The 22,663-nt window shown below is 72.7% G+C and carries 22 protein-coding genes; 13 read left to right on the top strand and 9 right to left on the bottom strand.

The window, feature by feature from the left end; genetic code table 11:
* Window positions 1–117 precede the first annotated feature (117 nt).
* The 4 genes from DEJ22_RS12875 to rimK form a co-directional block, all read right to left on the bottom strand.
* The gene (locus DEJ22_RS12875; protein WP_111228403.1) at window positions 118–1,089 is read right to left on the bottom strand and encodes an NAD-dependent epimerase/dehydratase family protein; all 972 of its coding nucleotides are present in this window, start codon (window positions 1,087–1,089) and stop codon (window positions 118–120) included.
* On the bottom strand, window positions 1,086–3,809 hold the full coding sequence (locus DEJ22_RS12880; RefSeq protein WP_111228387.1) for an alpha/beta fold hydrolase: 2,724 nt from the start codon (window positions 3,807–3,809) through the stop codon (window positions 1,086–1,088). The genes DEJ22_RS12875 and DEJ22_RS12880 overlap by 4 nt, the downstream gene beginning before the upstream one ends.
* Window positions 3,806–4,879, bottom strand: coding sequence for a 3-oxoacyl-ACP synthase III (locus tag DEJ22_RS12885; RefSeq protein ID WP_111228402.1), 1,074 nt, complete (start codon window positions 4,877–4,879; stop codon window positions 3,806–3,808). Before DEJ22_RS12885 ends, DEJ22_RS12880 begins: the two co-directional genes overlap by 4 nt.
* 68 nt (window positions 4,880–4,947) lie before the next feature.
* Window positions 4,948–6,126 carry a 30S ribosomal protein S6--L-glutamate ligase gene (gene rimK, locus DEJ22_RS12890; RefSeq protein WP_111228386.1) on the bottom strand — a complete coding sequence of 393 codons (1,179 nt, stop codon included), beginning with the start codon at window positions 6,124–6,126 and terminating at the stop codon, window positions 4,948–4,950.
* Between the two features lie 68 nt (window positions 6,127–6,194).
* On the opposite strand from rimK, the gene DEJ22_RS12895 reads away from it, so the two are divergent.
* The 5 genes from DEJ22_RS12895 to DEJ22_RS12915 all read left to right on the top strand — a co-directional run bounded on the left by DEJ22_RS12895 (window position 6,195) and on the right by DEJ22_RS12915 (window position 10,875).
* Entirely contained in the window at window positions 6,195–6,656 is a 462-nt protein-coding gene (locus tag DEJ22_RS12895) for an ATP-dependent zinc protease family protein (RefSeq protein ID WP_066656091.1), read from the top strand.
* 256 nt (window positions 6,657–6,912) lie between these two features.
* A complete protein-coding gene (locus DEJ22_RS12900) occupies window positions 6,913–8,736 on the top strand; it encodes an alpha/beta hydrolase (protein ID WP_181430990.1) in 1,824 nt (607 codons plus the stop codon).
* A gap of 83 nt (window positions 8,737–8,819) precedes the next feature.
* A complete protein-coding gene (locus tag DEJ22_RS12905; protein ID WP_146241830.1) occupies window positions 8,820–9,413 on the top strand; it encodes a hypothetical protein in 594 nt (197 codons plus the stop codon).
* A 119-nt stretch (window positions 9,414–9,532) separates the two neighbouring features.
* Window positions 9,533–10,075, top strand: a complete 543-nt coding sequence (locus tag DEJ22_RS12910; RefSeq protein ID WP_111228383.1) for a hypothetical protein — start codon at window positions 9,533–9,535, stop codon at window positions 10,073–10,075.
* 128 nt (window positions 10,076–10,203) lie between these two features.
* Window positions 10,204–10,875 carry a peroxiredoxin-like family protein gene (locus tag DEJ22_RS12915; protein WP_111228401.1) on the top strand — a complete coding sequence of 224 codons (672 nt, stop codon included), beginning with the start codon at window positions 10,204–10,206 and terminating at the stop codon, window positions 10,873–10,875.
* A 102-nt stretch (window positions 10,876–10,977) separates the two neighbouring features.
* Here the strand turns inward: DEJ22_RS12915 and DEJ22_RS12920 are convergent, their stop codons facing one another.
* A complete protein-coding gene (locus DEJ22_RS12920) occupies window positions 10,978–11,532 on the bottom strand; it encodes a TetR/AcrR family transcriptional regulator (RefSeq protein ID WP_146241829.1) in 555 nt (184 codons plus the stop codon).
* Window positions 11,533–11,592: 60 nt separating this feature from the next.
* Here DEJ22_RS12920 and DEJ22_RS12925 point away from each other — a divergent pair, with 60 nt between their 5' ends.
* The 5 genes from DEJ22_RS12925 (at window position 11,593) to DEJ22_RS12945 (ending at window position 16,835) form a co-directional block, all read left to right on the top strand.
* The gene (locus DEJ22_RS12925) at window positions 11,593–12,774 is read left to right on the top strand and encodes an MFS transporter (RefSeq protein ID WP_284174733.1); all 1,182 of its coding nucleotides are present in this window, start codon (window positions 11,593–11,595) and stop codon (window positions 12,772–12,774) included.
* Between the two features lie 10 nt (window positions 12,775–12,784).
* Window positions 12,785–14,053 carry a sensor histidine kinase gene (locus DEJ22_RS12930; protein ID WP_111228400.1) on the top strand — a complete coding sequence of 423 codons (1,269 nt, stop codon included), beginning with the start codon at window positions 12,785–12,787 and terminating at the stop codon, window positions 14,051–14,053.
* A complete protein-coding gene (locus tag DEJ22_RS12935; protein WP_111228381.1) occupies window positions 14,035–14,751 on the top strand; it encodes a response regulator in 717 nt (238 codons plus the stop codon). The genes DEJ22_RS12930 and DEJ22_RS12935 overlap by 19 nt, the downstream gene beginning before the upstream one ends.
* A 129-nt stretch (window positions 14,752–14,880) precedes the next feature.
* Window positions 14,881–15,762, top strand: coding sequence for an ABC transporter ATP-binding protein (locus tag DEJ22_RS12940; RefSeq protein WP_111228380.1), 882 nt, complete (start codon window positions 14,881–14,883; stop codon window positions 15,760–15,762).
* Window positions 15,759–16,835 carry an ABC transporter permease gene (locus tag DEJ22_RS12945; RefSeq protein ID WP_111228379.1) on the top strand — a complete coding sequence of 359 codons (1,077 nt, stop codon included), beginning with the start codon at window positions 15,759–15,761 and terminating at the stop codon, window positions 16,833–16,835. The genes DEJ22_RS12940 and DEJ22_RS12945 overlap by 4 nt, the downstream gene beginning before the upstream one ends.
* Window positions 16,836–17,019: 184 nt before the next feature.
* Here DEJ22_RS12945 and DEJ22_RS12950 read toward each other — a convergent pair whose 3' ends face one another.
* Entirely contained in the window at window positions 17,020–18,084 is a 1,065-nt protein-coding gene (locus tag DEJ22_RS12950) for a YeiH family protein (protein ID WP_258379734.1), read from the bottom strand.
* A 52-nt stretch (window positions 18,085–18,136) separates the two neighbouring features.
* On the opposite strand from DEJ22_RS12950, the gene DEJ22_RS12955 reads away from it, so the two are divergent.
* Window positions 18,137–18,754 (top strand): hypothetical protein, encoded by a 618-nt coding sequence (locus tag DEJ22_RS12955; protein ID WP_111228377.1) that lies wholly within the window; start codon window positions 18,137–18,139, stop codon window positions 18,752–18,754.
* Between the two features lies 1 nt (window position 18,755).
* Here DEJ22_RS12955 and DEJ22_RS12960 read toward each other — a convergent pair whose 3' ends face one another.
* Entirely contained in the window at window positions 18,756–19,358 is a 603-nt protein-coding gene (locus DEJ22_RS12960; RefSeq protein WP_111228376.1) for an LppP/LprE family lipoprotein, read from the bottom strand.
* A 174-nt stretch (window positions 19,359–19,532) separates the two neighbouring features.
* Here DEJ22_RS12960 and DEJ22_RS12965 point away from each other — a divergent pair, with 174 nt between their 5' ends.
* Window positions 19,533–19,874: a hypothetical protein gene (locus tag DEJ22_RS12965; RefSeq protein ID WP_111228375.1), complete on the top strand. Its 342-nt coding sequence runs from the start codon at window positions 19,533–19,535 to the stop codon at window positions 19,872–19,874.
* A gap of 162 nt (window positions 19,875–20,036) precedes the next feature.
* Here the strand turns inward: DEJ22_RS12965 and DEJ22_RS12970 are convergent, their stop codons facing one another.
* The gene (locus tag DEJ22_RS12970) at window positions 20,037–20,894 is read right to left on the bottom strand and encodes an ABC transporter permease (RefSeq protein ID WP_111228374.1); all 858 of its coding nucleotides are present in this window, start codon (window positions 20,892–20,894) and stop codon (window positions 20,037–20,039) included.
* A complete protein-coding gene (locus DEJ22_RS12975) occupies window positions 20,891–21,811 on the bottom strand; it encodes an ABC transporter ATP-binding protein (RefSeq protein ID WP_111228373.1) in 921 nt (306 codons plus the stop codon). Before DEJ22_RS12975 ends, DEJ22_RS12970 begins: the two co-directional genes overlap by 4 nt.
* A gap of 226 nt (window positions 21,812–22,037) precedes the next feature.
* Between DEJ22_RS12975 and DEJ22_RS12980 the strand changes: the two genes are divergently transcribed.
* Window positions 22,038–22,499 carry a DUF4383 domain-containing protein gene (locus DEJ22_RS12980; protein ID WP_111228372.1) on the top strand — a complete coding sequence of 154 codons (462 nt, stop codon included), beginning with the start codon at window positions 22,038–22,040 and terminating at the stop codon, window positions 22,497–22,499.
* Window positions 22,500–22,663: the final 164 nt, after the last annotated feature.

Raw genomic sequence — 22,663 nt, forward strand, 5'->3', positions numbered from 1 at the left:
TCCTCCCTGGCCGGCCGGCCGGGCCGAATCCGTCGGGCTGCGATGCAGCACCCCGACATCAGACGTGCGACGGACCCGCCACCCGAACACGGGTCCGTCGCGGCGCACCCGGTCCGGTCAGCGCGCGGTCGCCGCCAGGCGGGCCAGGCCCTCGTCGATCGAGACCGTCGGGTTCCAGTCGAGGTCGTGGCGCGTCCGTCGTTGGTCGAACCAGTGCGCCGTCGACAGCTGCTCGGCGAGGAACCGCGTCATCGGCGGCTCGTCCGCACCGGGACGCACCCGCCAGACGGCCTCGACGACCGAGCCCGCCGCCCGGGCCAGCGCCGCGGGCACGTGCAGCCGCGGCGCCGGGACCCCGGACGCCGTGCAGATCCCCGCCAGGAGCTCCCCCACGGGCCGGGGTTCGCCGTTCGTCACGACGTAGGCGTTGCCGTGCACGGCGTCGTCGGCCGCGTGCTCGAGCGCGGCGACCATCGCCGACGCGGCGTTGTCGACGTAGAGGGTGTCGATGAGCGCGGCGCCCGAGTCGAGGAGCGGCAGCCGTCCGGTGCGTGCGCGGTCGACGATGCGGCCGACGAGCTGGGTGTCCCCCGGCCCCCACACCAGGTGCGGACGGACCGCGACGACCGCGAAGCCCGGCTCGTCCGCCGCGAGCGCCAGCAGTTCGGCCGCTGCCTTCGTGCGCGCGTAGTGGCCGCGCGCGGCCGTCGGCTCGGCGGGGTCGGCGGCGGCACCCGCCAGTGACGAGCCCGTGTGCGCGACGGACGGCGACGACACGAAGACGAAGCGGCCGACCCCTGCGGCGCGCGCGGCGTCGAGCAGGGCGCTCGTCCCGGCGACGTTGACGCGGGCGAAGTCGGCCGGGTCACCCGCCAGCGACACCTTCGCCGCCAGGTGCACCACGGCCTCCACACCGTCGACCGCCTGCGCGACCGCCGCGGTGTCGGTCATCGTGCCGAGGGCGTCCTCCACCCCGTCGACCCCGGACGGGCGGCGCTGGAACGTCCGGACGTCGTGCCCGGCATCACGGACGGCTGCGGCGGTCGCCCGGCCGAGGAACCCGCTGGCCCCGGTGACCAGGACCCTCACGGGCGGACCATCCGGCCACCGCCGAGCACCGTCGACGCCCACCGCGACAGCCGCGCGCGATCGACCTTCGAGTTGTGCCGGATGTCCGTCGGCAGGGCCGGGACGACGAGCACCGCGGCGAGCGGGACCTCTGCGGCCGCACGGACCGCGGCGGCGAGGTCGGCCGACGCGAGCCCCGGACGTCGTGCCGCGGGGACGGTCTCGACGACGGCGACGACCTGCTGGGTGCCGGACGGCCCGGTGCCCGCGACGCCGGCGCGTCCGACGCCCTCGACGCGCTCGATGCGCTGCTCGGGTCCGACCGGGGTCACGACGCCGTGGGGGGTGGTCACGACGTGCTGCAGACGACCCTCGATCCAGAGCCGACCGTCGGCGTCGAGGTGCCCGACGTCGCCGGTGCGGTGTCCACGCGGGTCATCGACGCCGAGCCGTGACACCCGGTCGGTGCGCCAGAGCCGGTCGTAGTGGTCGCGCACGTGCGGAGCCGCGACGACGACCTCGCCCGTGACGCCCGCCCGCTCCGTCAGGTCGCCGGTGGGCTCTCCGGCGTCGTCGAGCGGAGCGATCCGCACGCGCACACCGCCGGCCGGGCGCCCGACGCAGATGCCGTCGTCAGGCGCCGACGACGCCGCGCGCACGCCGGCGAGGTCCACGTCGGTCATGAGCAGGCCCTCGGTCATGCCGTAGGGGGTGTGCGCGGCCGCGTGCGGCATGAGCTCGGTCGCCGCGGCGAGGAGCGTCGCCGACACCGGGGCCCCGGCCGAGAGGAACAGCCGCACCCGTCCGAGCGCCGTCCGGTCGGCCGCGGTGAGCGCGGAGGCCGTGGCCACGACGTTCGCGAGGGCCGCCGGTGACAGGAACACCACGGTCGCGTCCGCCGCCGCGACCGCGTCGGCCACCGCGCGTGCGGTCAGGGTGCGCGGCGCCGTGACGTCCATGTCGGGCGCGACCGAGCGTGCGCCGAGGGCCGGTCCGAGCAGGGCGAAGGGGGCGAACCCGGCGACCAGACCGGTGCCGGTGCCGACCCCGTACTGCGCCGCCAGGACGTCGCGCACCGCGGCCAGCTGCCCGTGCGTGTAGACGACGCCCTTCGCAGGACCGGTCGAACCGGAGGTGAAGAGGACGGCGGCGGGAGCGTCCGGCGTCGGGGCGTCGGGCAGCTGCTCCCCCGCTGCGAGTCGTGCGGCGCCGCGACGGGCGACCTCGACCAGGGTGTGCTCGACGCCGAGTGCCTTGCGGGCCGGTCCGGGCAGCGACACCGTGGCGATGCGCCGGCCCGGCCAACCCAGCGTCCTGGCCGCACCGAGGCCCGGCAGTGCGCCGATCACCCAGTCCGGACGGGCACCGCGGACCGCTCGGGTCAGGCCACGCAGCCCGAGTCCGGCATCCGCGACCACCACGACCGCGCCGATGCGGACGCAGGCGTAGAGCACCGCGGTGAGATCGGCCCCGGGGGTGACGAGGAGGGACACACGGTCGCCCGGGCGGACGCCGAGGTCGGCGAGCCCGGCCGCGATCTCGTGGACCCGCTGGGCGAGCAGCCGCCACGAGACCGTGCGCGGGCCACCGGCGGCGGCCATCTCGACGAGGGCGGGGCCGTGGTCGTCGGCGAGTTCGTCGAGCGCGGCCCAGAGGGGCCGGTACGGGGCGTCGGTGCGGGCTCCGGTGCCGGGGCGGGCATCGGCCGGGAGGCTCGGCTCGGCGCCGTCGGTCGGCCGCCCGTCCGGCAGGTGGTCACCGAGCCAGTCGAGCACCGTCCCCGCGACGTCGGCGTCGTCCGGCAGCAGGTGCCCGGCCCCCTCGAAGCGGTGGACGTCGGCGTGCGGCAGCCGCTCGACCAGGTCGTCGAGGTACCGCTCCAGGAACACCGGGTCGCGCGGTCCCCACATGACGAGCGCGGGCACCTCGAGCGCCGCGACACCGGTGGCGATGCGGTCGAGCTCGTCGGCGCTCGGGTGGGTGGCGTCCACGGGGATGTCCGCGACGAAGCCACCGATCCCGCCACGACGGGCGGCGCCACGGTACGGGGCCCGGTAGCCGTCGGCGACGGACCGGTCGAGCTTCGGGTGCGCGATGGCGAGCGTCGTCTCGAGGAACGCCGGTGTCAGCACCGTGCCGCGTCCGAGCACGCCCGGCCGCAGCGCGAGCCGCAGCGGAGCGGGGATCGGGGCCTCGTCGGGCTGGTGCACTGCGGTGTTGCACGTCGCCACGGCCACCACGAGGTCGGGGTGGTCGACCGCCCAGCCGAGCGAGACGACGCCGCCCCAGTCGTGGCCGAGGGTCACGACGGGTCCGGTGAGCCGGAGTTCGTCGGTCAGGGCGCCGAGGTCGCGGACACGGTCGGCCAGCCGGTGCTGGTCCGCGGTGCGCTCCGAGAAGCCCATGTCGAGCTGGTCGACCGCGACGACGCGCCACGCCGGGCCACCGGCCTGCGCGACGGCGAGCGTGCGCGCCGCGACGGACCGCCAGAGGTACGACCAGGTCGGGTTGCCGTGCACGCAGAGGATCGTGCCGACCGGCGTGACACCGATCGCCTCGAGGGAACCGGCCGTGTCGAGGAGGTGCCAGGTGCGCGGGGGGCGGGCCGCGCCTCCCGACCGTCCTGCCGCACCACCGCCGACGGTGACCAGGCGCGACCAGGCCGGGTCGAGTCCGGGCAGGGGCGGCGGGAGCGTCGCCGGAGCCGTGCTGGCGGCGACGCGCGGGAGGCCGGACCTCACCAGCGCAGTTCCATCATCGCCGTGTTGATGCCGGAGCCGACCCCACCGAGGAAGACGCGGTCGCCCCGGGTGATGCCGCCGCGGTCGACCTCGTCGGCCAGGGTGATGGGGATCGAGGCCGGACCGACGTTGCCGTACCGCTGGTACGTGGTGGGGACCTTCGTGCGGGAGATGCCGATCGCCTCGACGAAGGCGTTCGTGTGCACGTCGGAGACCTGGTGCAGCACGTAGCGGTCCATGTCCTGCCAGTCGAAGTGCGCGCGGGCCTCGTTCCAGGCGGCCACGACGAGCTCCATGCCGCCCTTCAGCAGCATCTTCGCATCGGTGAACATGCCGTCCACGCTGCCGACGCACAGGTCGTACCACTGCGTCGCCGCGCGGGTGACGCCACCGATGATGCGGTGCCCCTCGGGGTGGACGTCGGACGGGCCGAGCACGGCGGCCGCGGCACCGGACCCGAGGGTCAGGCTCGCGAACTCGCTCATGAAGTCCTTGCGGTTCCGGCCGCCCTGGTTCAGGCGGTCGATCGTGTTGAGCTGCACCTGGTCGGCGTCCTCGCCGTCCACGATGAGCGCGTACTTGATCTGGCCGGAGTCGATCATGCCCGCGGCGACGCTCATCGCGTTGACGAACCCCAGGCAGGCGTTCGCGATGTCGAAGTTGATCGCCGACGTCGGCAGCCCGAGGCCGTGGTGCAGGCGCACGGCGACGCTCGGCTCGAGGTGCGGTCGGGTGACGGAGGTGTTGATGAGCAGACCGACGTCCTCCGGGCGGATGCCGGCCTCGGCCATGGCCCGTCGGCCGGCGTCGATCGCGGCGTCCTGGAAGGTCTGCCCCTCGCCCCAGTTGCGGCGCTCGGTGACACCTGCGACGCGCTCGAGCAGGCCGGTCGGCAGACGCAGTCGGCGCAGGGCCCCGCGGAGCCTCGCCTCGATGTCCGCGGAGGTCGTCACGCGGTCCGCGACGGTCGTCGCCACCGACAGGAGCGACACGTTCTGGTGCTTCGCCGTGGCGTTGCCGGGCCGCTCCGGTTCGCTGCTCGTCGACTGGTCGACCGGTCGTTCCGTCATGATCGTCACCGACACATACTTCCGCATCTGACCTGGGTACGCGATCCGGGTGCGCTGGGCGGCACCGGTCAGGCGTCCTTCGGGAGCTTGCGGACCTTCGACCGGCGGCGACGGCGGTCCGGGATCATCGACCGCATCTCCTCGAGCTTCCCGAAGCAGAGCAGGCGGTCGCTGGCCTGCAGTTCGACGCCGCTCCGCGGGTTCGGGATGACCGAGGCACCGCGGTGCAGGGTCAGGACGGTGATGTCCCGGTCCCAGAGCCCGGACTCCTTGATCGTCTTGCCCACGAGATCGGCGTTCGTGTGGACGAGGAGCTCGGCCACGCCGTACCCGGTCGAGACGCTGAGTCGCTGGCGGACGTCGATCTCCGGGAACGCGACCTGGTTCCCGATGAAGTCGATGATCGCTCCGGCGACGTCGAGGCCGGTCGCGCGTTCGATGCCCTCGAGGCCCGGCGACGAGTTGACCTCCATGACGAGCGGCCCGTCGTTGCCCTCGAGCATGTCGACGCCCGCGACGCGGAGGCCCATGATCTGCGCCGAACGGACCGCCGCCTCCTCGTACTCGGGCGTCAGGGTGACCTTCTCGACGGTGCCGCCGCGGTGCACGTTCGACCGGAACTCGTCGCCGGACGCGCTGCGTCGCATCGCGGCCACGACCCGGTCCCCGACGACCAGTGCCCGGATGTCCCGGCCCCGGCTCTCCGAGACGAACGCCTGGATGAGCACGTTCTGCTTCGTGGAGTGGAGCGTCTCCACGATCGACTCGGCGACCTTGGCCTCGGGCGCGAGGATCACGCCGATGCCCTGCGTGCCCTCGAGCAGCTTGATCACGACCGGCGCGCCGCCGACGCTGTCGATCGCCCCGCGGACGTCGGCGCGGCTGTTCACGAACGTGGTCGCCGGCATGCCGATGTGGTGCCGGGACAGGATCTGGTTCGCGCGGAGCTTGTCGCGGGAGTTCGTGATGCCCGTCGCGGTGTTCGGCGTGTACACGTCCATCTGCTCGAACTGCCGCACGACCGCGGTGCCGTAGTAGGTGATCGAGTTGCCGATGCGCGGGAGGACAGCGTCGTAGTCGCTCAGGAGCTTGCCCCGGTAGAGCAGGTCGGGCTCCTCGCCGGACAGGTCGATGGCGAACCGCAGCGTGTTGAGCACCTTGACCTCGTGCCCACGGTCGACCGCGGCCGCGCGCAGACGCTGCGTCGAGTACGCGTGCGGGGCGCGCGACAGGATGGCGAGTTTCATCGGGGTTGCTCCACGGGGTCGAGGCGTCGACGGCGACGCTCAATCAAAGCATGCGACAGGATGGGCACATGGCCCGGAACCCGACGATCGCAGGATGGCGCGAGTGGGCTGCCCTGCCCGGGCTGGACCTGCCCTGGATCAAGGTGAAGCTCGACACCGGGGCACGGAGCTCGGCGCTGCACGCGTTCGACCTCGAGGAGCTCCCCGGTGACCGGGTGCGCTTCTCGGTGCACCCGTGGCAGGACACCGACGCCGACGCCGTCACGCACGAGTGCGACGTGCACGACCGGCGGATCGTCCGGAGCTCGACGGGGCACACGCAGGAGCGCATCGTCGTGCTGACGCCGATCACGCTCGCGGGCCGCACGATCGACGCCGAGGTCACGCTGAGCAACCGCGACCAGATGGGCTTCCGCATGCTCGTCGGCCGCGAGGCCCTGCGCCAGGGGTTCCTCGTCGATCCCGCGCGGTCGTTCATGGCGGGGCGGGCGCCGAAGGAGATCCGGCGGCGCAACCGCGGGCGCGCCTGAGGCGCGGGGCGCGCCGCTGCGCGGCGCGCGTTGCTCTCGCACAACGACAGGCAGTTTGCGCCGCGACGTTCCGTGGTGCGGTGCGCTTTCCGTTGGGCGTGTCTCCCACCATGCGTCCCGCACGAAGGCGGACGGGAGGCGCGGCGCGGGCTGTATCCGCGCCTCCCCTCCCCGAACGGCCGTATTCCACAAGCTTCGTCCCGCTCGTACTGAAATGCTACGTTCTACACCTTGCCGATCTGGTGATGGGGGAAACGTGGGGTTCGAGTTCGACGACGCCGCAGCTGCGCGGCTCGCCGCGTGCGCTGCGCAGGCCGCGCTGGCGCTGCGCGGGAGCGCGTGGCCGCGACGGAGCGCTGCCGAAGCAGCGCTGCGGGACTTCGACGGCGGGCACGCGCGCCTGTTCGAGACCGCCAGGACGGTCGAGTCCGAAGACCGGGCGCGACTCGCACACGCGCTCGACGACCTCGCGGACCAGGTGCGGATCGCCCGGCACCAGGCCGTGCAGGAGCGTCACCGACGGTCGGAGCTCGCTGCGTGGCGGAGACGGGCGGCCGACCGCCAGCACGCGCTGGTCGGCGTGGGTGCCGCGTGGGAGCCCGTGCTCGATGCGAGCGCGGCCGTCTTCGACCCGGAACCGACCGACCGCCCGATCAGACCGACGCCCGTCACCGCGACGTTCCGCGCTCGGCACCGACGGCGGACCGGTGGACGGTCGACCGGGCGGAGCAGCGCCGACCCGGAACGGTTGCGACAGTTCGCCGCCACGGCCCAGGCGCAGGACGGTGTGACGGAGCAGGACCTCGTCCGTGTCCGGAACGCGTGGGCGGGGTTCCGCGACCGGTGCGGGTGGGTCCCCGTCGATGCGCCCCCGCTGCCGGGCGGCTTCGGTGCGTACCTCGACGAGAACGCCGAGGACGCCCGGTGGACGGCGCGGATCGCGGACGCGTTCGAGGCTGCCGGTGGACGGTCGGTCGCCGACGTCGCGCTCGACATCGCCGGGGCGGCGGCCCTGTCCCCGGCCGCACAGCGACTGATGGACCCGTCCTCGACCCCGGCGCAGGTCGCGGCGGCATGGAAGGAACTCGGGCTCACCGCGGAGGACATCGCGGCGCTCCCACTGCGGACCCAGGTGCGGGTGGCGAACCTCGACGGGGTGCCAGCCGTCGCTCGTGACGTGGCCTCGCGGCGGGTGCTCGCCGCAGCGGTCCGGGACCCGCAGCGGATGTACCGACTCTTCGGCCTGGCCTCCACGTACGGCGCGGTGAGCCTCGACGAGTTCACCGCACAGGTCCACGCGCTCGCTCAGGGGATCCAGCGAGCCGACCGGATCGCAGCCGAACTGCGAAACCCGTCGGACGCAGTGGCACAGCTCGTCGGCTTCGGCGTCGCGAACGGCGCTCCCGTCGCCGCGGTCGTGTTGGGCAACCTCGACACCGCGGAGAACGTCACGGTGAACGTCCCCGGCGCGACGACGACGCTCGACAGCACCAGGCAGAAAGCACTCGCCGCTGCAGGGCTCCTCGGCTCCGCCGCAGACATCGGAAGCGCGACTTCGTACGCGGTCGTGTCCTGGTTCGGCTCCCGCGCACCCGCCATCCCCGAAGTCCCGGCGCAGGGACGAGCCGCCGCGGGCGGGGCAGAGCTGGCGTCGTTCCTCGACGGCATCCACGACAGTCGAGGCGGGGCACCGCGTCGACTCACGGTACTCGGCCACTCGTACGGCTCCACGACGGCAGCCGAAGCGCTGGCCCAGACCCGGCACCGCGTCGACACGTTCGTCACGTACGGGTCGGTCGGCTTCACCGACGCGACCAGGCCGGAACACCTCAACGTCGGCCACGTGTACGCGACGGAAGGACAGGCGGACCACACCGCCATCAAGGGCAGGATCGGGCGGACTGATCCACGTGACCTGCCGGACGTCGAGGTCTTCAGCTCCGAAGCGGCGGACGGCTTCGCGGCCGTCACGGGCCACGACATGTACCCCGAGTCCGCCGGCCAGGTCGGCTACCTGACCCCCGGCTCGACCGCCCAGCACACCATCTCGCAGATCATCGCAACGGGAGGGCGAGGATGAACATCATGCGTCTGCTCCGCGCTCTCCTCGCATTCGTCGCCTGTACCTGGGTCCTGTCCGGGTGCGCGGCAGGAGGAGACCGTATGCCCATCGACGCCGCAGGGCTGACGCAAGAGGACGTGTCTCGGATGTCGCTCCACGAGGAGTTCGATCGGTACCACCAGCACTACGAGCGGATGCAGCAGGTGCTCGCAGCCGCGCAGCGCCAAGTGCACGACAGCGAGTGGCGATGGACCATGGGCGACCGCGTGCCATCCGGTGGGGGCAACGAGAACAGCGTTGTGCCGATGGCCGGTTCCACCATCGACAACAGCTACGCCCTGGACACCTCACGCGTCTGGTCGTCACCCGTCGCTGGCAACGATCGTCGTGCACTACAACCGATGATCGGCTACTTCGATGACCAGGGCTGGCTGTGGCGAGAGCGCACGCTGGGCAAGGACCACGACGTGTGGGCGGTCACCGACGACGGCTGGCGCATCCGGTACCTCGTCATCAACAACGGCAACCACGCACTCACGGTCTACAGCGGGCAGTACTGGACGAACGACAGTCTTGCGCTGACCGAGGCCATCGGTGGCCGCAATGACGCGGCGTACCCAGAAGAGTCCCTCCCCGGCGAGTACCCGCCCTTTCCGAAGTGGAGCGACGCGATCATCCGACCGCCGAAGATCTGATGCGACGCCTCCTCGCAGCCCTCGTCGCCTCCGCTTCACTCGCCCTGACCGGCTGCGTCCCAGCAAGCGGCATCCCTGCCGTCGATGCCGGAGGTCTGACCCAGGATGAGGTAGCGCAGATGTCGACGAAGAGAGAGTTCGACCTGTACAGCGAGCGCTACGCGCAGATGCAGGTGGTCCTCACGGAGGCGCAGCGAGCCGTGCACGTCGGTGAGTGGTCCTGGATCGGCGGCGACCGGGTGCCGAACACCGGCGGCGACGGCATCGTTCCGCTCCGTGGAGCCAGTCCCGTCAACAGCTACTTCCTGCAGAGTGACCGTCTCTGGTCGCCACCGGGAGCGACCGGGGCTTCGCGCGATCTGCAGCCGATGATCGACTACTTCGGGAAGCAGGACTGGTCCTACCGCAAGCGAACCATCGGTCGGTACCACGAGGTCTTGGCGGACACGGGAACCGGTTGGTACGTCGAGTACGAGGTGCAGCCCAGTGGGGACTACGGCCTCACCGTGTACAGCGGGCAGTACTGGACGAACGACAGTCTGGCGCTCACGGAGGCCGTCGGCGGCCGCAACGACGGGGAGTACCCCGAGGAGTCACTCCCCGGCGAGTACCCGCCGTTCCCGAAGTGGAGCGACCCGACCATCCGACCGCCGAAGATCTGAGTACGCATCACGCTCAGTTGCCCGGATGACGCTCCGTGACGACGGCCGTTCCCCCGCTGAGGAGACGTGCCTACGCTCCACGCACCGGCCCGTTCGCCGGCGTCCCGACCCGACCCGAGGAGACCGACGTGACCGATCAGACCATCGCCCGCCAGGTGGACGACTTCAACCAGGGCTTCACCGCCCAGATCGGCCCGGAGCTGTCTGCGGTCTTCGACGGCGAGCAGGCCGACCTGCGCGCCTCGGGTGTGCCCGACGGGGTCGTCGGCGCGGGCGAGACCGCTCCGGACGCCCGACTGGTCACCCCGACGGGCGAGGAGACCTCGCTCGCGGACACCCGCGGTGACACCCCGACCGTCGTCGTCTTCTACCGCGGCGCCTGGTGCCCCTACTGCAACATCACGCTGCGCACGTACCAGCAGGAGCTCCTGCCTGCCCTGCAGGAGCGCGGCGTGCAGCTCGTCGCCGTGTCGCCGCAGACGCCGGAGGGCGCCGAGCAGTCGATCGCGAACGGCGAGCTCGCCTTCCCGGTGCTCACGGACCCGGAGAACGTGCTCGCCGGACGCTTCGGCATCGTCACGGAGCCGAGCGCGGCCGCGCGGGCGGCGCACACGCAGCTCGGCTTCGACGTCGCCGACAGCAACGCCGACGACACCGCGGCGATCCCGTTCCCGTCGGTCTTCGTGATCGACGCAGACGGCGTGGTCCGCTTCGCGGACGTGCACGTCGACTACACGACCCGCACCGAGGTCGCGGACGTCCTGACCGCGGTCGACGAGCTGGTGGTCCCCGCGCACTGAGCGACCGGCTCGCAGCCGTCACGGTTCGGACTGGAGGCGCGGTGCGGGTGACGGACGTCCGTCACCCGCACCGCGCCTCCCGTCCGCGTCGTGGCCCGGCTGTCAGGACAGGAGGGCGGTCGCGACCGCGCGAGCGGTCGTCGCGTCCGCAGCGGGGTCGCGCAGGCGCATCGCCAGCGACCCGGAGACGACGAGCAGCAGCTGTTCGGCGAGCGCCGAGGCACGGTCACCCACGAGCGGCCGGGCCGTCTCGGTCAGACGCCGACGCAGCGTGCCGGTCTCGCGGTCGAGGACGGCGCGCAGGTCCTCGGGGGCGTCGACGTACTCGGCGGCGGTGCCGAGGAACGCGCACCAGCGGGAGCCGGTCGGGGTGGACCGGTAGTCGTCGAGGGCGTCGAAGACGGCGAGCAGGCGGCCGCGGTCGTCCGTCGCCCGCTCGAGTGCCCGGTCCCACGTCGCGAGCCAGTCCTCGTGGCGTCGGTCGAGCGTTGCCGCCACCAGGGCCTCCTTGCTCGGGTACCCGCGGTAGAGCGTCGCCGACGACACCCCCGCGCGCTCGAGCACGGCGTCGATCGGGGTCGCCGCGATGCCGCGCGTGAAGAAGAGCTCCTCGGCAGCGTCGAGCACCCGCTGCTCGGTCCCTGGACGCATCGCCATGCGCATGAGCCTACGGTCGCAGAAGTGAAACGATCGTTTTCGTTACGGGATCGCCTCCTGGTGGTCGGCGGGCTCGGACTCATCGCTGCGACCTACGGCCTGGTGCGTCTGGCGTACGGGCTGTTCCTCCCGGACGTGCAGCGCGACCTCGGCTTCGGGGTGGACGTCGGCGGGGCGGTGTCCTCGGGCGCCTCGGTCCTGTACTGCGTCGGCGCCGTCGTGGGGTTCCTCCTCGCGGGCCGCGCCGCCGAGTGGCTCGTCGTCGGCGCGGCGCTCACGGCCGGCGTCGGCGCGATCGTGATGGCGGCGAGCTCGACGAGCCTCGTGTTCGGGGCGTCCGCCGTCGTGGCGTCGGCCGGCGCCGGACTGGCCTCGCCGGCGATGGTGCAGCTGGTCGCCGGTCGGGTCGACGGGGCAGCGCGGGACCGGGCACAGGCAGTGGTGAACTCCGGGACGGGTCCGGGGCTCGTCGCCGCCGGGGTGCTCGCGCTCGTGCTCCTGCCGGACTGGCGCACCGCGTGGGTCGTCGCGGGGATCGTGACGCTGCTGGTCGGTGCCGTCGTGTTCCTCGCGGCGGGGCCGGCCCGGCGCACGGTCGCCCCCGGACGCCCGGGAGACGCCGGGCGCACGGTCGACGCCGGCGGTCCGACGCGCGCCGTGCTGCCCGACCGCTCGTGGTTCGGCGCACAGGTCGTGCCGGTCGTGGTGGCCCTGCTGTTCGGCGCAGGCTCGGCGGTGGTCTGGACCTACGGCCGCTCGGCCCTCGTCGGCGCAGGGGTGCCGAGCCCGGTGACGGTCGTGGCGTGGATCGTGCTCGGTGCCGGCGGGGCGTCGGTCGCGGTGACGGCGCGGTGGACGAGCCCGATGCCCGCTGTTCGCCTGTGGATGCTGACGACGACGCTCGCCGCCGTCGCGGTGCTCACGCTCGGGCTGCTGTCCCAGGCCGTCGGCGCCGCGCTGGTGGCGTGCGCGGTGTTCGGGTGGGGCTACACCGCGGCGACGGGCGCGCTCATCGCGTGGACGACCGAGATCGACCAGCAGCACGCGGCTGCGGGCACCGCACTGCTCTTCGTGGTGCTCGTCGCCGGCCAGGCGCTCGGGGCAGCGGCGGCGGGCGCACTGGTCGGACCGGCGGGCACGGCGACGACCTTCACCGCGGCAGCCGCCGTCGTGGCGGTCGCGGCGGGCACCCCGCTCCTGGCAGCCCGGCGGAACCTGCGGTCGGCGGTGCGCACCCGGTAGCGTGGACCGCATGGGGTGGACGACGGAGGGGTGGTCACGGCTTCCCGTGGGGCCGCGCGAGCAGCGACAGGACGCCCTGCTCGCGCTGGTGCTCGGCGTCGGGCTGGTCATCACCACGACCCTCTACGGCGCTGCGGGCATCTACGGCGACGAGCAGGCAGCGTGGTGGGTCTCCGCCCTCATGATCCTCGCGAACGCCGTACCGATCGCGTTCCGCCGCCGCTGGCCGATGACCGTCGCCGTCGTGTCCGCGCTGGCGTTCGCCGCGACACAGCTGCTCCACGTGCCCGAGATCATCCTCGTCAACTTCACCCTGTTCATCGCGTTGTACACGGTCGGGGCGTGGTGCTCCGACCGGGTCCGTGCCGAGGTGGTCCGCTGGGTGATCATCGGCGGGATGTTCGCGTGGGTGTTCCTCGCGCTCTCGTTCGGATGGGCGGTGCCGAACGCGCTGCCGAACGACGACGATGCGCTCATCCCGCCGTACATCGCGTACTCGCTCGTCAACATCCTCATCAACGTGCTGTACTTCGGCGGCGCCTGGTACGCCGGCAACCGGGCATGGACAGCCGCGGTGGCGAAGCACGACCTCGCCGAACGCACCGCGGAACTCGCCGCCGAGCGGGAGCGGACGGCAGCCCAGGCCGTGACGCTCGAGCGCGTACGGATCGCCCGCGAGCTGCACGACGTCGTGGCCCACCACGTCTCGCTGATGGGCGTGCAGGCCGGAGCCGCGCGCCGCGTGGTCGATCGCGACCCGGCGCAGGCGACCGCCTCGCTGACGGTGGTCGAGGACAGCGCACGGACGGCGGTCGAGGAACTCCGCCGCATGCTGGGGACCCTGCGTGAGGACGACCGCGGCGCGAGCGCGACCGACACCGCACCGAGCACGGCCGGCCTCGGACGGATGCCGGAGCTGGTCGAGGCCGTGCGGTCCGCAGGACGCGACGCCGGGTACGTCGTCGTCGGTGACGAGCGCTCGGTGCCGCCGACCGTCGGGGCCGTGGCGTTCCGCATCGCCCAGGAGGCCGTGACGAACGTCGTCAAGCACGCCGGCCCGAAAGCCCGCGCGGACCTGCGCCTGCGGTACCTCGACGACGGCATCGAGGTCGAGGTGGCCGACGACGGCCACGGCTCCGGCGCGGTCCGTGACACCAGCGGCAGCGGGCTGGGTCACGTCGGCATGCGGGAGCGCGTCGCCGCCGTGGGCGGACGCATCGAGATCGGGCCGCGGGCCCGGGGAGGGTACCTGGTACGGGCATGGCTGCCGACGACCTGACGATCGTGCTCGCGGACGACCAGGACCTGGTGCGTGCGGGCTTCCGCGTCATCCTGGAGTCCGAGCCGGGCTTCCGCGTGGTCGGTGAGGCCCCGGACGGCGCCGCCGCGGTCGAGGCGGTCGTGGCGCTCCGGCCCGACGTCGTGTGCCTCGACGTGCAGATGCCCGGCGTCGACGGGCTCGAGGCGGCACGGCGCATCGGTGCGCTGCCGGACCCGCCGGCGGTCCTCGTGCTCACCACGTTCGACGACGACGCCGCCCTGTTCCAGGCGCTCGAGGCCGGTGCGAGCGGCTTCCTGCTGAAGAACGCCTCCCCCGAACGGCTGATCGACGCCGTGCGCACCGTCGCCGCCGGGGACGCCCTGCTCGCACCCGACGTCACGCGCCGGGTGATCAGCCGCGCGACCGCCGGACACGGCCCGGACTGCCCCGGTGCCGTCGACGGCGGCGACGACGCCGCGCCGCGGGGAGACGGCGGTGCGACCGCGATCGCGACGGCCGGCCTCACCGAACGCGAGGCAGAGGTCCTCCGACTGCTCGCCCGGGGGTTCAGCAACGCCGAGATCGCCCGCGAGCTCTTCGTCGGCGAGGCGACCGTGAAGACCCACGTGTCGAACGTCCTGCAGAAGACCGGTGTGCGCGACCGGATCCAGGCGGTCGTGTGGGCCTTCGAGCACGGCGTCACCTCCTCCACCTGACGGCCCCGCTCCCCCGTGCGGTGGAGCCGCGGCGTCGGGAGGTCCCGCCTCCTGCCGGAGGCGGACCGTGCCTCCCGGCCCGTAGCGTCGAGACGTCGGCGAGGACCGCCGGCGGAAGGGGAACGGGCGATGCTCACCATCGAAGGCGTGACGAAGCACTTCGGCGACCGCCGCGTGCTCGACGACGTGGGGTTCACGGTCGGCAGCGGCCGACTGACCGGGTTCGTCGGCGGCAACGGCGCCGGCAAGACGACGACCATGCGGATCCTGCTCGGCGTCCTGCAGGCCGACGCCGGGCGCGTGTCGATCGACGGCGCCGAGGTCGGCCCGACGGACCGCCGCCGCTTCGGCTACATGCCCGAGGAACGCGGGCTCTACCCGAAGATGCCGGTCGCCGAGCAGATCACCTACCTGGCGCGACTGCACGGGGTCGACAAGCGGACCGCGGGGCAGCGGACGGCCGCGCTGCTCGAACGGCTCGACCTCGCGCAGCACGCGAGCGACGCCGTCGAGAAGCTCTCCCTCGGCAACCAGCAGCGGGTGCAGGTCGCGGCGGCACTCGTCCACGACCCGGAGGTCCTCGTGCTCGACGAGCCGTTCTCGGGCCTGGACCCGATGGCCGTCGACACCGTGCTCGGTGTGCTGCGCGAGCAGGCGGCGAAGGGTGTGCCGGTACTGTTCTCGAGCCACCAGCTCGACGTGGTCGAACGGCTCTGCGACGACGTCGTCGTGATCGCCGACGGCACGATCCGTGCCGCAGGGGCGCAGGAGGACCTGCGCCGCAGCGCCGGCCCCGCCGCGTGGGAGCTGCTCGTCGACGGCGACGTCGCCTGGCTCCGCGACGAACCCGGCGTCGCCGTCCGCGAGTTCGACGGCGGGTACGCGGTGTTCGAGGCCGACGAGGCCACGGCACAGCGCGTCCTGCAGCGCGCCGTCCAGCACGGCACGGTGGGGTCGTTCGCCCCGCGGGTGCCCCGCCTCAGCGAGGTCTTCCGGGAGGTCGTCCGATGAACAACAGCTTCGTGCACGCGGTCCGGCTCGTGACCGCCCGCGAGATCCAGGCCCGCCTCCGCAGCAAGGCGTTCGTGGTCTCCGCGGCGATCCTGCTGGTGGTGGTCGTCGCCTCCATCGTGATCGGCGGGATCGTCGGCAAGGCGACGGCCGACGACCGGACGCCCGTCGCGGTCGTCGACGGTGTCAGCCTCCGGTCCACCGACGGGTTCGACGTCACGCAGACGCCGACGACCGCACAGGCCGAACGACTGGTCCGCGACGGCGAGGTCGACGCCGCGATCGTCCCGTCCGACGACGCCCTCGGGTTCTCGGTCGTCGGACTCGAGGACACCCCGACCGACGTCGTCAACGCCCTGAGTGTCACGCCGACCGTCGAGCTGCTCGACCCGGGTGCACTGTCCGCCGGTCTCGTGTCCGCGATCGGCATCATGTTCGGCGTGGTGTTCTTCGCCTCGGCCGTGACCTTCGGCTCGTCGATCGCGCAGAGCGTCGTCGAGGAGAAGTCGACGCGGGTGGTCGAGATCCTGATGGCGGCCATCCCGGCTCGCGCGCTGTTGGCCGGCAAGGTGCTCGGCAACAGCATCATGGCGTTCGCGCAGATCGTCGCGATCGCGGTCGCGGGGGTGGTGGCCCTCGCCGTCACCGGGCAGGACAACCTGTTCACGTTGCTCGGTCCCAGCGTGCTGTGGTTCGTCGGCTTCTTCGCGGTCGGCTTCGTGCTCATCGCCTCGCTGTTCGCCGCGTCCGCCGTGCTCGTCTCCCGTCAGGAGGACGTCGGCAGCGTCACCATGCCGGTGATGATGCTCGTGATGATCCCGTACATCCTGATCGTGGTGGCGGCGGACGACCCGACGATCGTGGGGATCATGTCGTACGTCCCGTTCAGCGCGCCGATCGGGATGCCGATGCGGATCTTCCTCGGGACCGCCGAGTGGTGGGAGCCGATCCTGTCGCTGCTCGTGGTCGCGGCGTCGGTCGTCGTGGTCGTCACCGTGGGCGCGCGCATCTACGAGAACGCGCTGCTCCGCACGGGTGGTCGCGTCAAGCTGACGGAGGCGCTGCGCGGCTGAGCCTCGCAGCGGACGGACGGGAGGCGCGGTGCCAGCTGGCACCGCGCCTCCCGTCCGTCGAGTCGTCACCCCGGGCGCGGAACGCGCGTCGATGGAGCAGACGACGTCGGCTCGACCTGCGCCACGCGACGTCTCCTGCTCCACCGTCGACGACCCGGACCGAGCGGCGGCCCGCTCCCGACCGTCAGAGCTGGCCGAAGGCCGCCTGCACCCCCAGGCTCGTCCCGGCGACGAGCACCCACAGGGCGATCCCGAGCAGCATCGGCCGGAACCCGGCACGCCGCAGCGCCGCGAAGTCCGTCGAGACCCCGACCGCGGCGAGCGCCACCGTGATGAGGAACGTCGCCGCCGTCGAGAACCACGGGGCCGCCGAGGCCGGCAGGACGCCGGTGGTGCGGAGCAGCACCACGACGAGGAAACCGACCAGGAACCACGGGACCAACCGCAGCACGCGGACGCCCCCGGCCCGACGCGGCCCGTCGGCGGGGTCCGGCTGCGAGCGGGCGGTGCGGCGGGCCTCCAGGCCGGCGAACCCGATCACGATCGGGATGATCATGAGCGTCCGGACCAGCTTGACGACGACGGCGGTGTCGGTCGCCTGGCGACCGTAGACCGTGGCCGTCGCGACGACCGAGGACGTGTCGTTCACCGCGGTGCCCGCGAAGACGCCGAACGCGTGCTGGGACAGGCCGAGGGCGTGGCCGACGAGGGGGAAGACGAAGACCGCGGCGATGTTGCAGAGGAAGATCGTCGAGAGGGCGTATGCGACCTCGGCGCTGGCGGCACCGACGACGGGCGTGACGGCGGCGATCGCCGAGGCGCCGCAGATGCCCGTGCCGACGCCGATGAGCGTGCGGAGCGTGCTCGACACCCGCAGCAGCCGCCCGATCCCCCACGCCGCGACGAGGCACACCACGAGCGTCGTGAGCATCACCGGGAGGGTCTCGCCGCCGATGCGCAGGACCTCGCCGATCGAGAGCTGCGCGCCGAGGAGCACGACGGCGGCCTGCAGCACACGGCTCGACGCGAACTTCACCCCGGGCTGCAGGCCGCCGAGGTCCGCCGTCCCGTGGTCCTGCTGCCGGCGGCGCCGCACGAGCCACCCCACCAGCGCACCGAGCACGACGGCCGGCACCGGACCGCCGACCACGGGGACGGCGCGCCCGACCAGGGTCGCGGCGATGCCGATCACGACCGCGAGCGCGACACCGGGCAGGGCGGCGGCGACCGCCGGGCGGGACAGGGGCATGCGGACCAGCATCCCACCGCGGCGCCCAGGTGACGGGGGGCAGGATGAGGTGGTGGACGACTCCGGGGCGTGGGTGCGCCGACTGCGGGACGGGATCGTGCCGCCGTTGTGGCCGTTCGTGCTCGGCTCGGTCGGTCTGCTCGCCGTCGCGGTCGGCGTCCTGGTGTTCGAGGCGGCGTACGTCCAGGTCCCGTCGAGCGGCCGGGGAGCCGGCATCGTCCTGCTGCCCCTGCTGGGAGCCGTCTGCTGCGTGATCGTACCGATCGGTGCCTGGCGGGACAGCCGACGGGACCGACGCGCCCTCGCGAACGCCCGTGCGGCCCGCGACGAGCGGCCGTCCTTCCACCTGCCCGTCTCGGCACGTGGCATCAGCGCTCCACAGGATCTGTCGGATCCGCGGACAGCGCTCTTCACCGTCGACCGGAGGGGTCTGTTCGGCTGGTCGCCGCGGTCGACGGACCCGGTCGTGACGATCCCGTGGGATCGCATCGAGCGGATCGACCTCGCGACGAAGGACGATCGCGGGCGGCGCACCGCCTACGGCATCTGGCTGACCACGACGGACGGGCCGGTCGTCCTGCAGCCACGGTCGGCCCTCGGCCGCCCCTTCGAGGTGGGTCCGGCGAAGCTCGACGTCCTCCGGAGCGTGTTGCGCTCGTCGCGGCCGTGAGTCACCGGGAAGGCGGGACGTCCCCGGACATCCCCACCCGTTCGCTGGTGTCGTCCCACGTGTACGTCGCGGTCGCTCGGCCGGACGGGTCGGCGTTGCCCTCCGTGCCCTGTGGGTAGCGGTACTCGACGCGGATCGCGTCGGCCGAGGTGCGCGTCACCTCGGGGACGAACGGGTACTGCTCCTCCGTCGCTGTCCCGACGTACGTGCCGTCGTGGAACAGCAGGATCGCGACCGGTGAGCTGGCGGTGCCCTCGGCGACGCTGACGGTCACCGCGGACAGCGCGGCACACCCGTCGTAGAGCGACGTGTCCGCGGTCGTTGCGTCCCAGCGGGCCGACTCGAGTCCGGCGGGCAGCGGCAGGTCGGCGATCGGACCCGCGGCAGCGGTGGCACCGTCCGACGGTCCGCACGTGGGTGTCGCGGGAGGGCTCGTCGCTGGCGTCACGGGCGTCGCCCCCTCCGACGCGGCCGACGCGGACGGGGTGACCGTCCGCGTCACGGTGGCGGCCGGTCCGCCCTCGCCCCCGCCGGCACACCCGGCGAGGGCGAAGCACGCCGCGGCAGCGGTGAGGAACAGGCCGGTGGGACGTGTGGTGCGCATGTGACCACCCTGCTCTCCGCGCTGCCCGGACGTTCGTCCCCCCGACCTCGTCCACGTCTGGAACCCTCCACATGCTTCGGCGTACCATCCAACCGGAAGCAACGGCGGTTCCGAACACCTCCCGAGCGCCGACCTCACGGGCCGGGTCGAGTCAGACACAGATCAGAGCACGCCGTGACCGAACACCTCATCGAGTACGTCGCCCGCGACCGAACGGGCATCACCGCCGTCGTCACCACGACCGGTGTCCTCGACGTGGACACCGTCATCGACCACATCCGCGCCGGACACACCGGCTACTACGTCGCTGCCGACTCCTGGAAGCGCACGCCGGTCCGGAGCATGTCGTTCACCGGCGGCTCGTACCTCTTCGCGAACTGGGACGGCACAAAGCGAAACATGCTGCACGACCTCGCGTTCCGCATGCCCACGCGTGCAGTCGAGGTCGTCCAGCAGCCGCGACGCTCGTGGTGGCTGACGCGCGCCCTGCGCGGGCTGTTCTCGCGCGCGGCCTGACCCGCCGGTACCCAGCTGCAGACGGACGGGAGGCCCGGTACCAGCCGGCACCTGGGCCCACGCCGGCCGGTTCCCACCAGACGCGCCAGCGGCTGGTGGGCCGTGCCCGGTGGGGAGCCTCCCGTCCGTCACGACCCGGGTCACGAGCCGCACCGCCCGTCGTCAGACGTCGCGCTTCTTGACCGCGGCCAGCGCGATCACGCCGATCGCCACGACCCATGCCGCCAGGATGCCGCCACCCGCCCAGCCGTTGAGCACGACACCCTCGGGTGCGGGCTGGTCCGCGGACCGCTCGTAGGTGTAGAGCTGGCTGCCGGCCTGGTCGGGCAGGAAGCGGGACCCGTCGAGGAGCCACTGCTGGTTCACCAGTCCGGCGACGAGCTGCAGCACGATCGGCAGCACGAGCAGGACCCCGAGCGCGATCGCGATGCCACCGGCGCTGGAGCGCACGAGCAGCCCGATGCCGAAGGCGAGCAGGGCGATCCCCGTCACGTAGACCGACGAGCCGAGGATCGGCATGAAGACCGCGGGGTCGGCCAGGTCGGCCTCCACGCCCTTGTCGGCCTGGAACACCGTGACGAGCGCGACCCCGATCCACGTCGACACCGCACTGACCACGAAGGTGGCCACGGCGAGGACGACGGCCTTGGCGAGGACGGCGCCGGTGCGCCCCGGGTCGGCCGTGAAGGTCGAGCGGATCTGCCCGGTGCCGTACTCACCCGTGATGATGAGGACGCCCAGCACCGCGGCGACCAGCACGGTGAATCCGACCGACGAGATGCTGAGGTTGACGATCTGCGCGTTCGCGACCGCCTGGGTCACCTCGGCGCCCTCCGGCAGGCCGACGATCGGTGCGTAGAGCCCGAGCAGCGCACCGAGACCGATCGTCAGCGCGACGATGATGGCGTAGCACCACCACGTCGACCGGATGCTGCGGAACTTGATCCACTCGCTGCGGACGAGTCGGCCGAACCCGAGTCCGACGCGTCCGGGCATCGCGGTGGCCGTCGTGGCGCTCATCGTGCGACCTCCGCCTGGTACTCGACCTCGTCCTTCGTGAGGGCCATGTACGCCTCCTCGAGGCTCGCACCCATGGGGGTGAGTTCGTGGAGCACCGCGCCGGTCCGGGCGGCGATGGTGCCGATCTGCTGTGCGTCGGGGCCGACGACCACGAAGGCGCCGTCCTCGCGCGGGGTGATCGACGATGCGGCGGACCCGACGGCACCGAAGAGTTGGTCGGGGTGCGGAGTCCGGACGAGGGTCCGTGCTGCGCCACCCTGCCCGCTGCCCGCGACGAACTCGGCGATCGGAGCGTCGGCGAGCACCTTGCCGCGGCCGAGCACGACCACGCGGTCAGCGGTCTGCGCCATCTCGCTCATCAGGTGGCTGGAGAGGAAGACCGTGCGACCCTCGGAGGCCAGGTGTCGGGCGAGCTGACGCACCCACACGACGCCGTCCGGGTCGAGACCGTTGACCGGCTCGTCCAGGATCAGGGTCTTCGGGTCGCCGAGCAGTGCCGCCGCGATGCCGAGCCGCTGCCCCATGCCGAGGGAGAACCCGCCGACGCGCTTCTTCGCGACCGACTCGAGTCCGGTGAGCTCGATGACGTGGTGCACGCGGGACTTCGGGATGCCGTGCGTCGCCGCGAGCGAGAGCAGGTGGTTGTGGGCACTGCGCCCGGAGTGGACGGCCTTCGCCTCGAGCAGCGCGCCGACCTGCCGGAGCGGGTCGCGGAACGAGCGGTACTCCTGCCCGTTCACCCGCACCTGCCCGGACGTGGGCGTGTCGAGGCCCATGATCATCCGCATGGTCGTGGACTTGCCGGCACCGTTCGGCCCGAGGAAGCCGGTGACGATGCCCGGGCGGACGACGAAGGAGATGTCGTCCACGGCGGTCTTGGCGCCGTAGCGCTTGGACAGATGCTCGATCTCGATCACGGGTCCACGCTATTTCCGCCGCCCCGTCGGGCGCGTCCCCCCTGGGGTGGAGACCCGGGGTCATCCCGGAGGGGGACCCACGCTTGCCCGGAAGCACTGGGAGCACACCACCACCCCGCACCAATCCGTCTGCGCAGCTGCTCCGAAACTCCTGTACGACGACGACGCTGCCCCTGTGCGGTGACCTGGAGACGCCGTCGTGGAACGCACTCGGAAGGACAGCACCATGACCAGCAACGCAGCCTCACCTCGCACCGGTTTCGCGTCGACCCTCGTCCAGAAGGGCGCACTGCTCTTCGGCGTCGTGTTCCTCATCGTCGGCATCGCCGGCTTCGTCCCCGGTCTCACCATGGACATGGGCACCATGTCCTTCGCCGGCAACAGCTCGATGGCCATGCTCCTCGGCCTGTTCCAGGTCTCGGCCCTGCACAACATCGTCCACCTGCTGTTCGGCATCGTCGGCATCCTCGCCGCCCGGTCCGCCGCGGGTTCGCGCTCGTACCTGCTCATCGGCGGCATCATCTACGCCGTGCTGTTCGTGTTCGGCCTCTTCGTCGCCGGCATGGCCGGGGCCGCGAACTTCGTCCCGCTGAACAGCGCCGACAACGTGCTCCACGCCTTCCTCGCCGTCGCGATGATCGTCCTCGGCGTCGTCCTGCCCCGCGCCGGAGCTCGCGCCGCGCGCTGACCGACCTCGGTGGACCGCCCGGTGCTGGGCGGTCCACCGCCGGAGCGGTGGTCGCCCAGGGGATCAGGGACCACCGGACGCCCCCGTCGCAGATGCGGCGGGGGCGTCGTCGTGTCCGGGGTCACCGCCCGACCGGACGAGCCGCAGGGCCGGCGCCCGTCCGC

The organism is Curtobacterium sp. MCSS17_007, from assembly GCF_003234175.2.
Classification (GTDB): domain Bacteria; phylum Actinomycetota; class Actinomycetes; order Actinomycetales; family Microbacteriaceae; genus Curtobacterium.

What these genes read in the sequence shown, in the direction of transcription:
- DEJ22_RS12980 (WP_111228372.1), top strand. Translation starts at nt 22,038, where the DNA reads ATGACCAGCAACGCAGCCTCACCTCGCACCGGTTTCGCGTCGACCCTC.
- DEJ22_RS12885 (WP_111228402.1), bottom strand. Translation starts at nt 4,879, where the DNA reads ATGACGGAACGACCGGTCGACCAGTCGACGAGCAGCGAACCGGAGCGG.
- DEJ22_RS12935 (WP_111228381.1), top strand. Translation starts at nt 14,035, where the DNA reads ATGGCTGCCGACGACCTGACGATCGTGCTCGCGGACGACCAGGACCTG.
- DEJ22_RS12910 (WP_111228383.1), top strand. Translation starts at nt 9,533, where the DNA reads ATGTCGACGAAGAGAGAGTTCGACCTGTACAGCGAGCGCTACGCGCAG.
- rimK (WP_111228386.1), bottom strand. Translation starts at nt 6,126, where the DNA reads ATGAAACTCGCCATCCTGTCGCGCGCCCCGCACGCGTACTCGACGCAG.
- DEJ22_RS12950 (WP_258379734.1), bottom strand. Translation starts at nt 18,084, where the DNA reads ATGCCCCTGTCCCGCCCGGCGGTCGCCGCCGCCCTGCCCGGTGTCGCG.
- DEJ22_RS12930 (WP_111228400.1), top strand. Translation starts at nt 12,785, where the DNA reads ATGGGGTGGACGACGGAGGGGTGGTCACGGCTTCCCGTGGGGCCGCGC.
- DEJ22_RS12940 (WP_111228380.1), top strand. Translation starts at nt 14,881, where the DNA reads ATGCTCACCATCGAAGGCGTGACGAAGCACTTCGGCGACCGCCGCGTG.
- DEJ22_RS12945 (WP_111228379.1), top strand. Translation starts at nt 15,759, where the DNA reads ATGAACAACAGCTTCGTGCACGCGGTCCGGCTCGTGACCGCCCGCGAG.
- DEJ22_RS12920 (WP_146241829.1), bottom strand. Translation starts at nt 11,532, where the DNA reads ATGGCGATGCGTCCAGGGACCGAGCAGCGGGTGCTCGACGCTGCCGAG.
- DEJ22_RS12895 (WP_066656091.1), top strand. Translation starts at nt 6,195, where the DNA reads ATGGCCCGGAACCCGACGATCGCAGGATGGCGCGAGTGGGCTGCCCTG.
- DEJ22_RS12960 (WP_111228376.1), bottom strand. Translation starts at nt 19,358, where the DNA reads ATGCGCACCACACGTCCCACCGGCCTGTTCCTCACCGCTGCCGCGGCG.
- DEJ22_RS12970 (WP_111228374.1), bottom strand. Translation starts at nt 20,894, where the DNA reads ATGAGCGCCACGACGGCCACCGCGATGCCCGGACGCGTCGGACTCGGG.
- DEJ22_RS12905 (WP_146241830.1), top strand. Translation starts at nt 8,820, where the DNA reads ATGCCCATCGACGCCGCAGGGCTGACGCAAGAGGACGTGTCTCGGATG.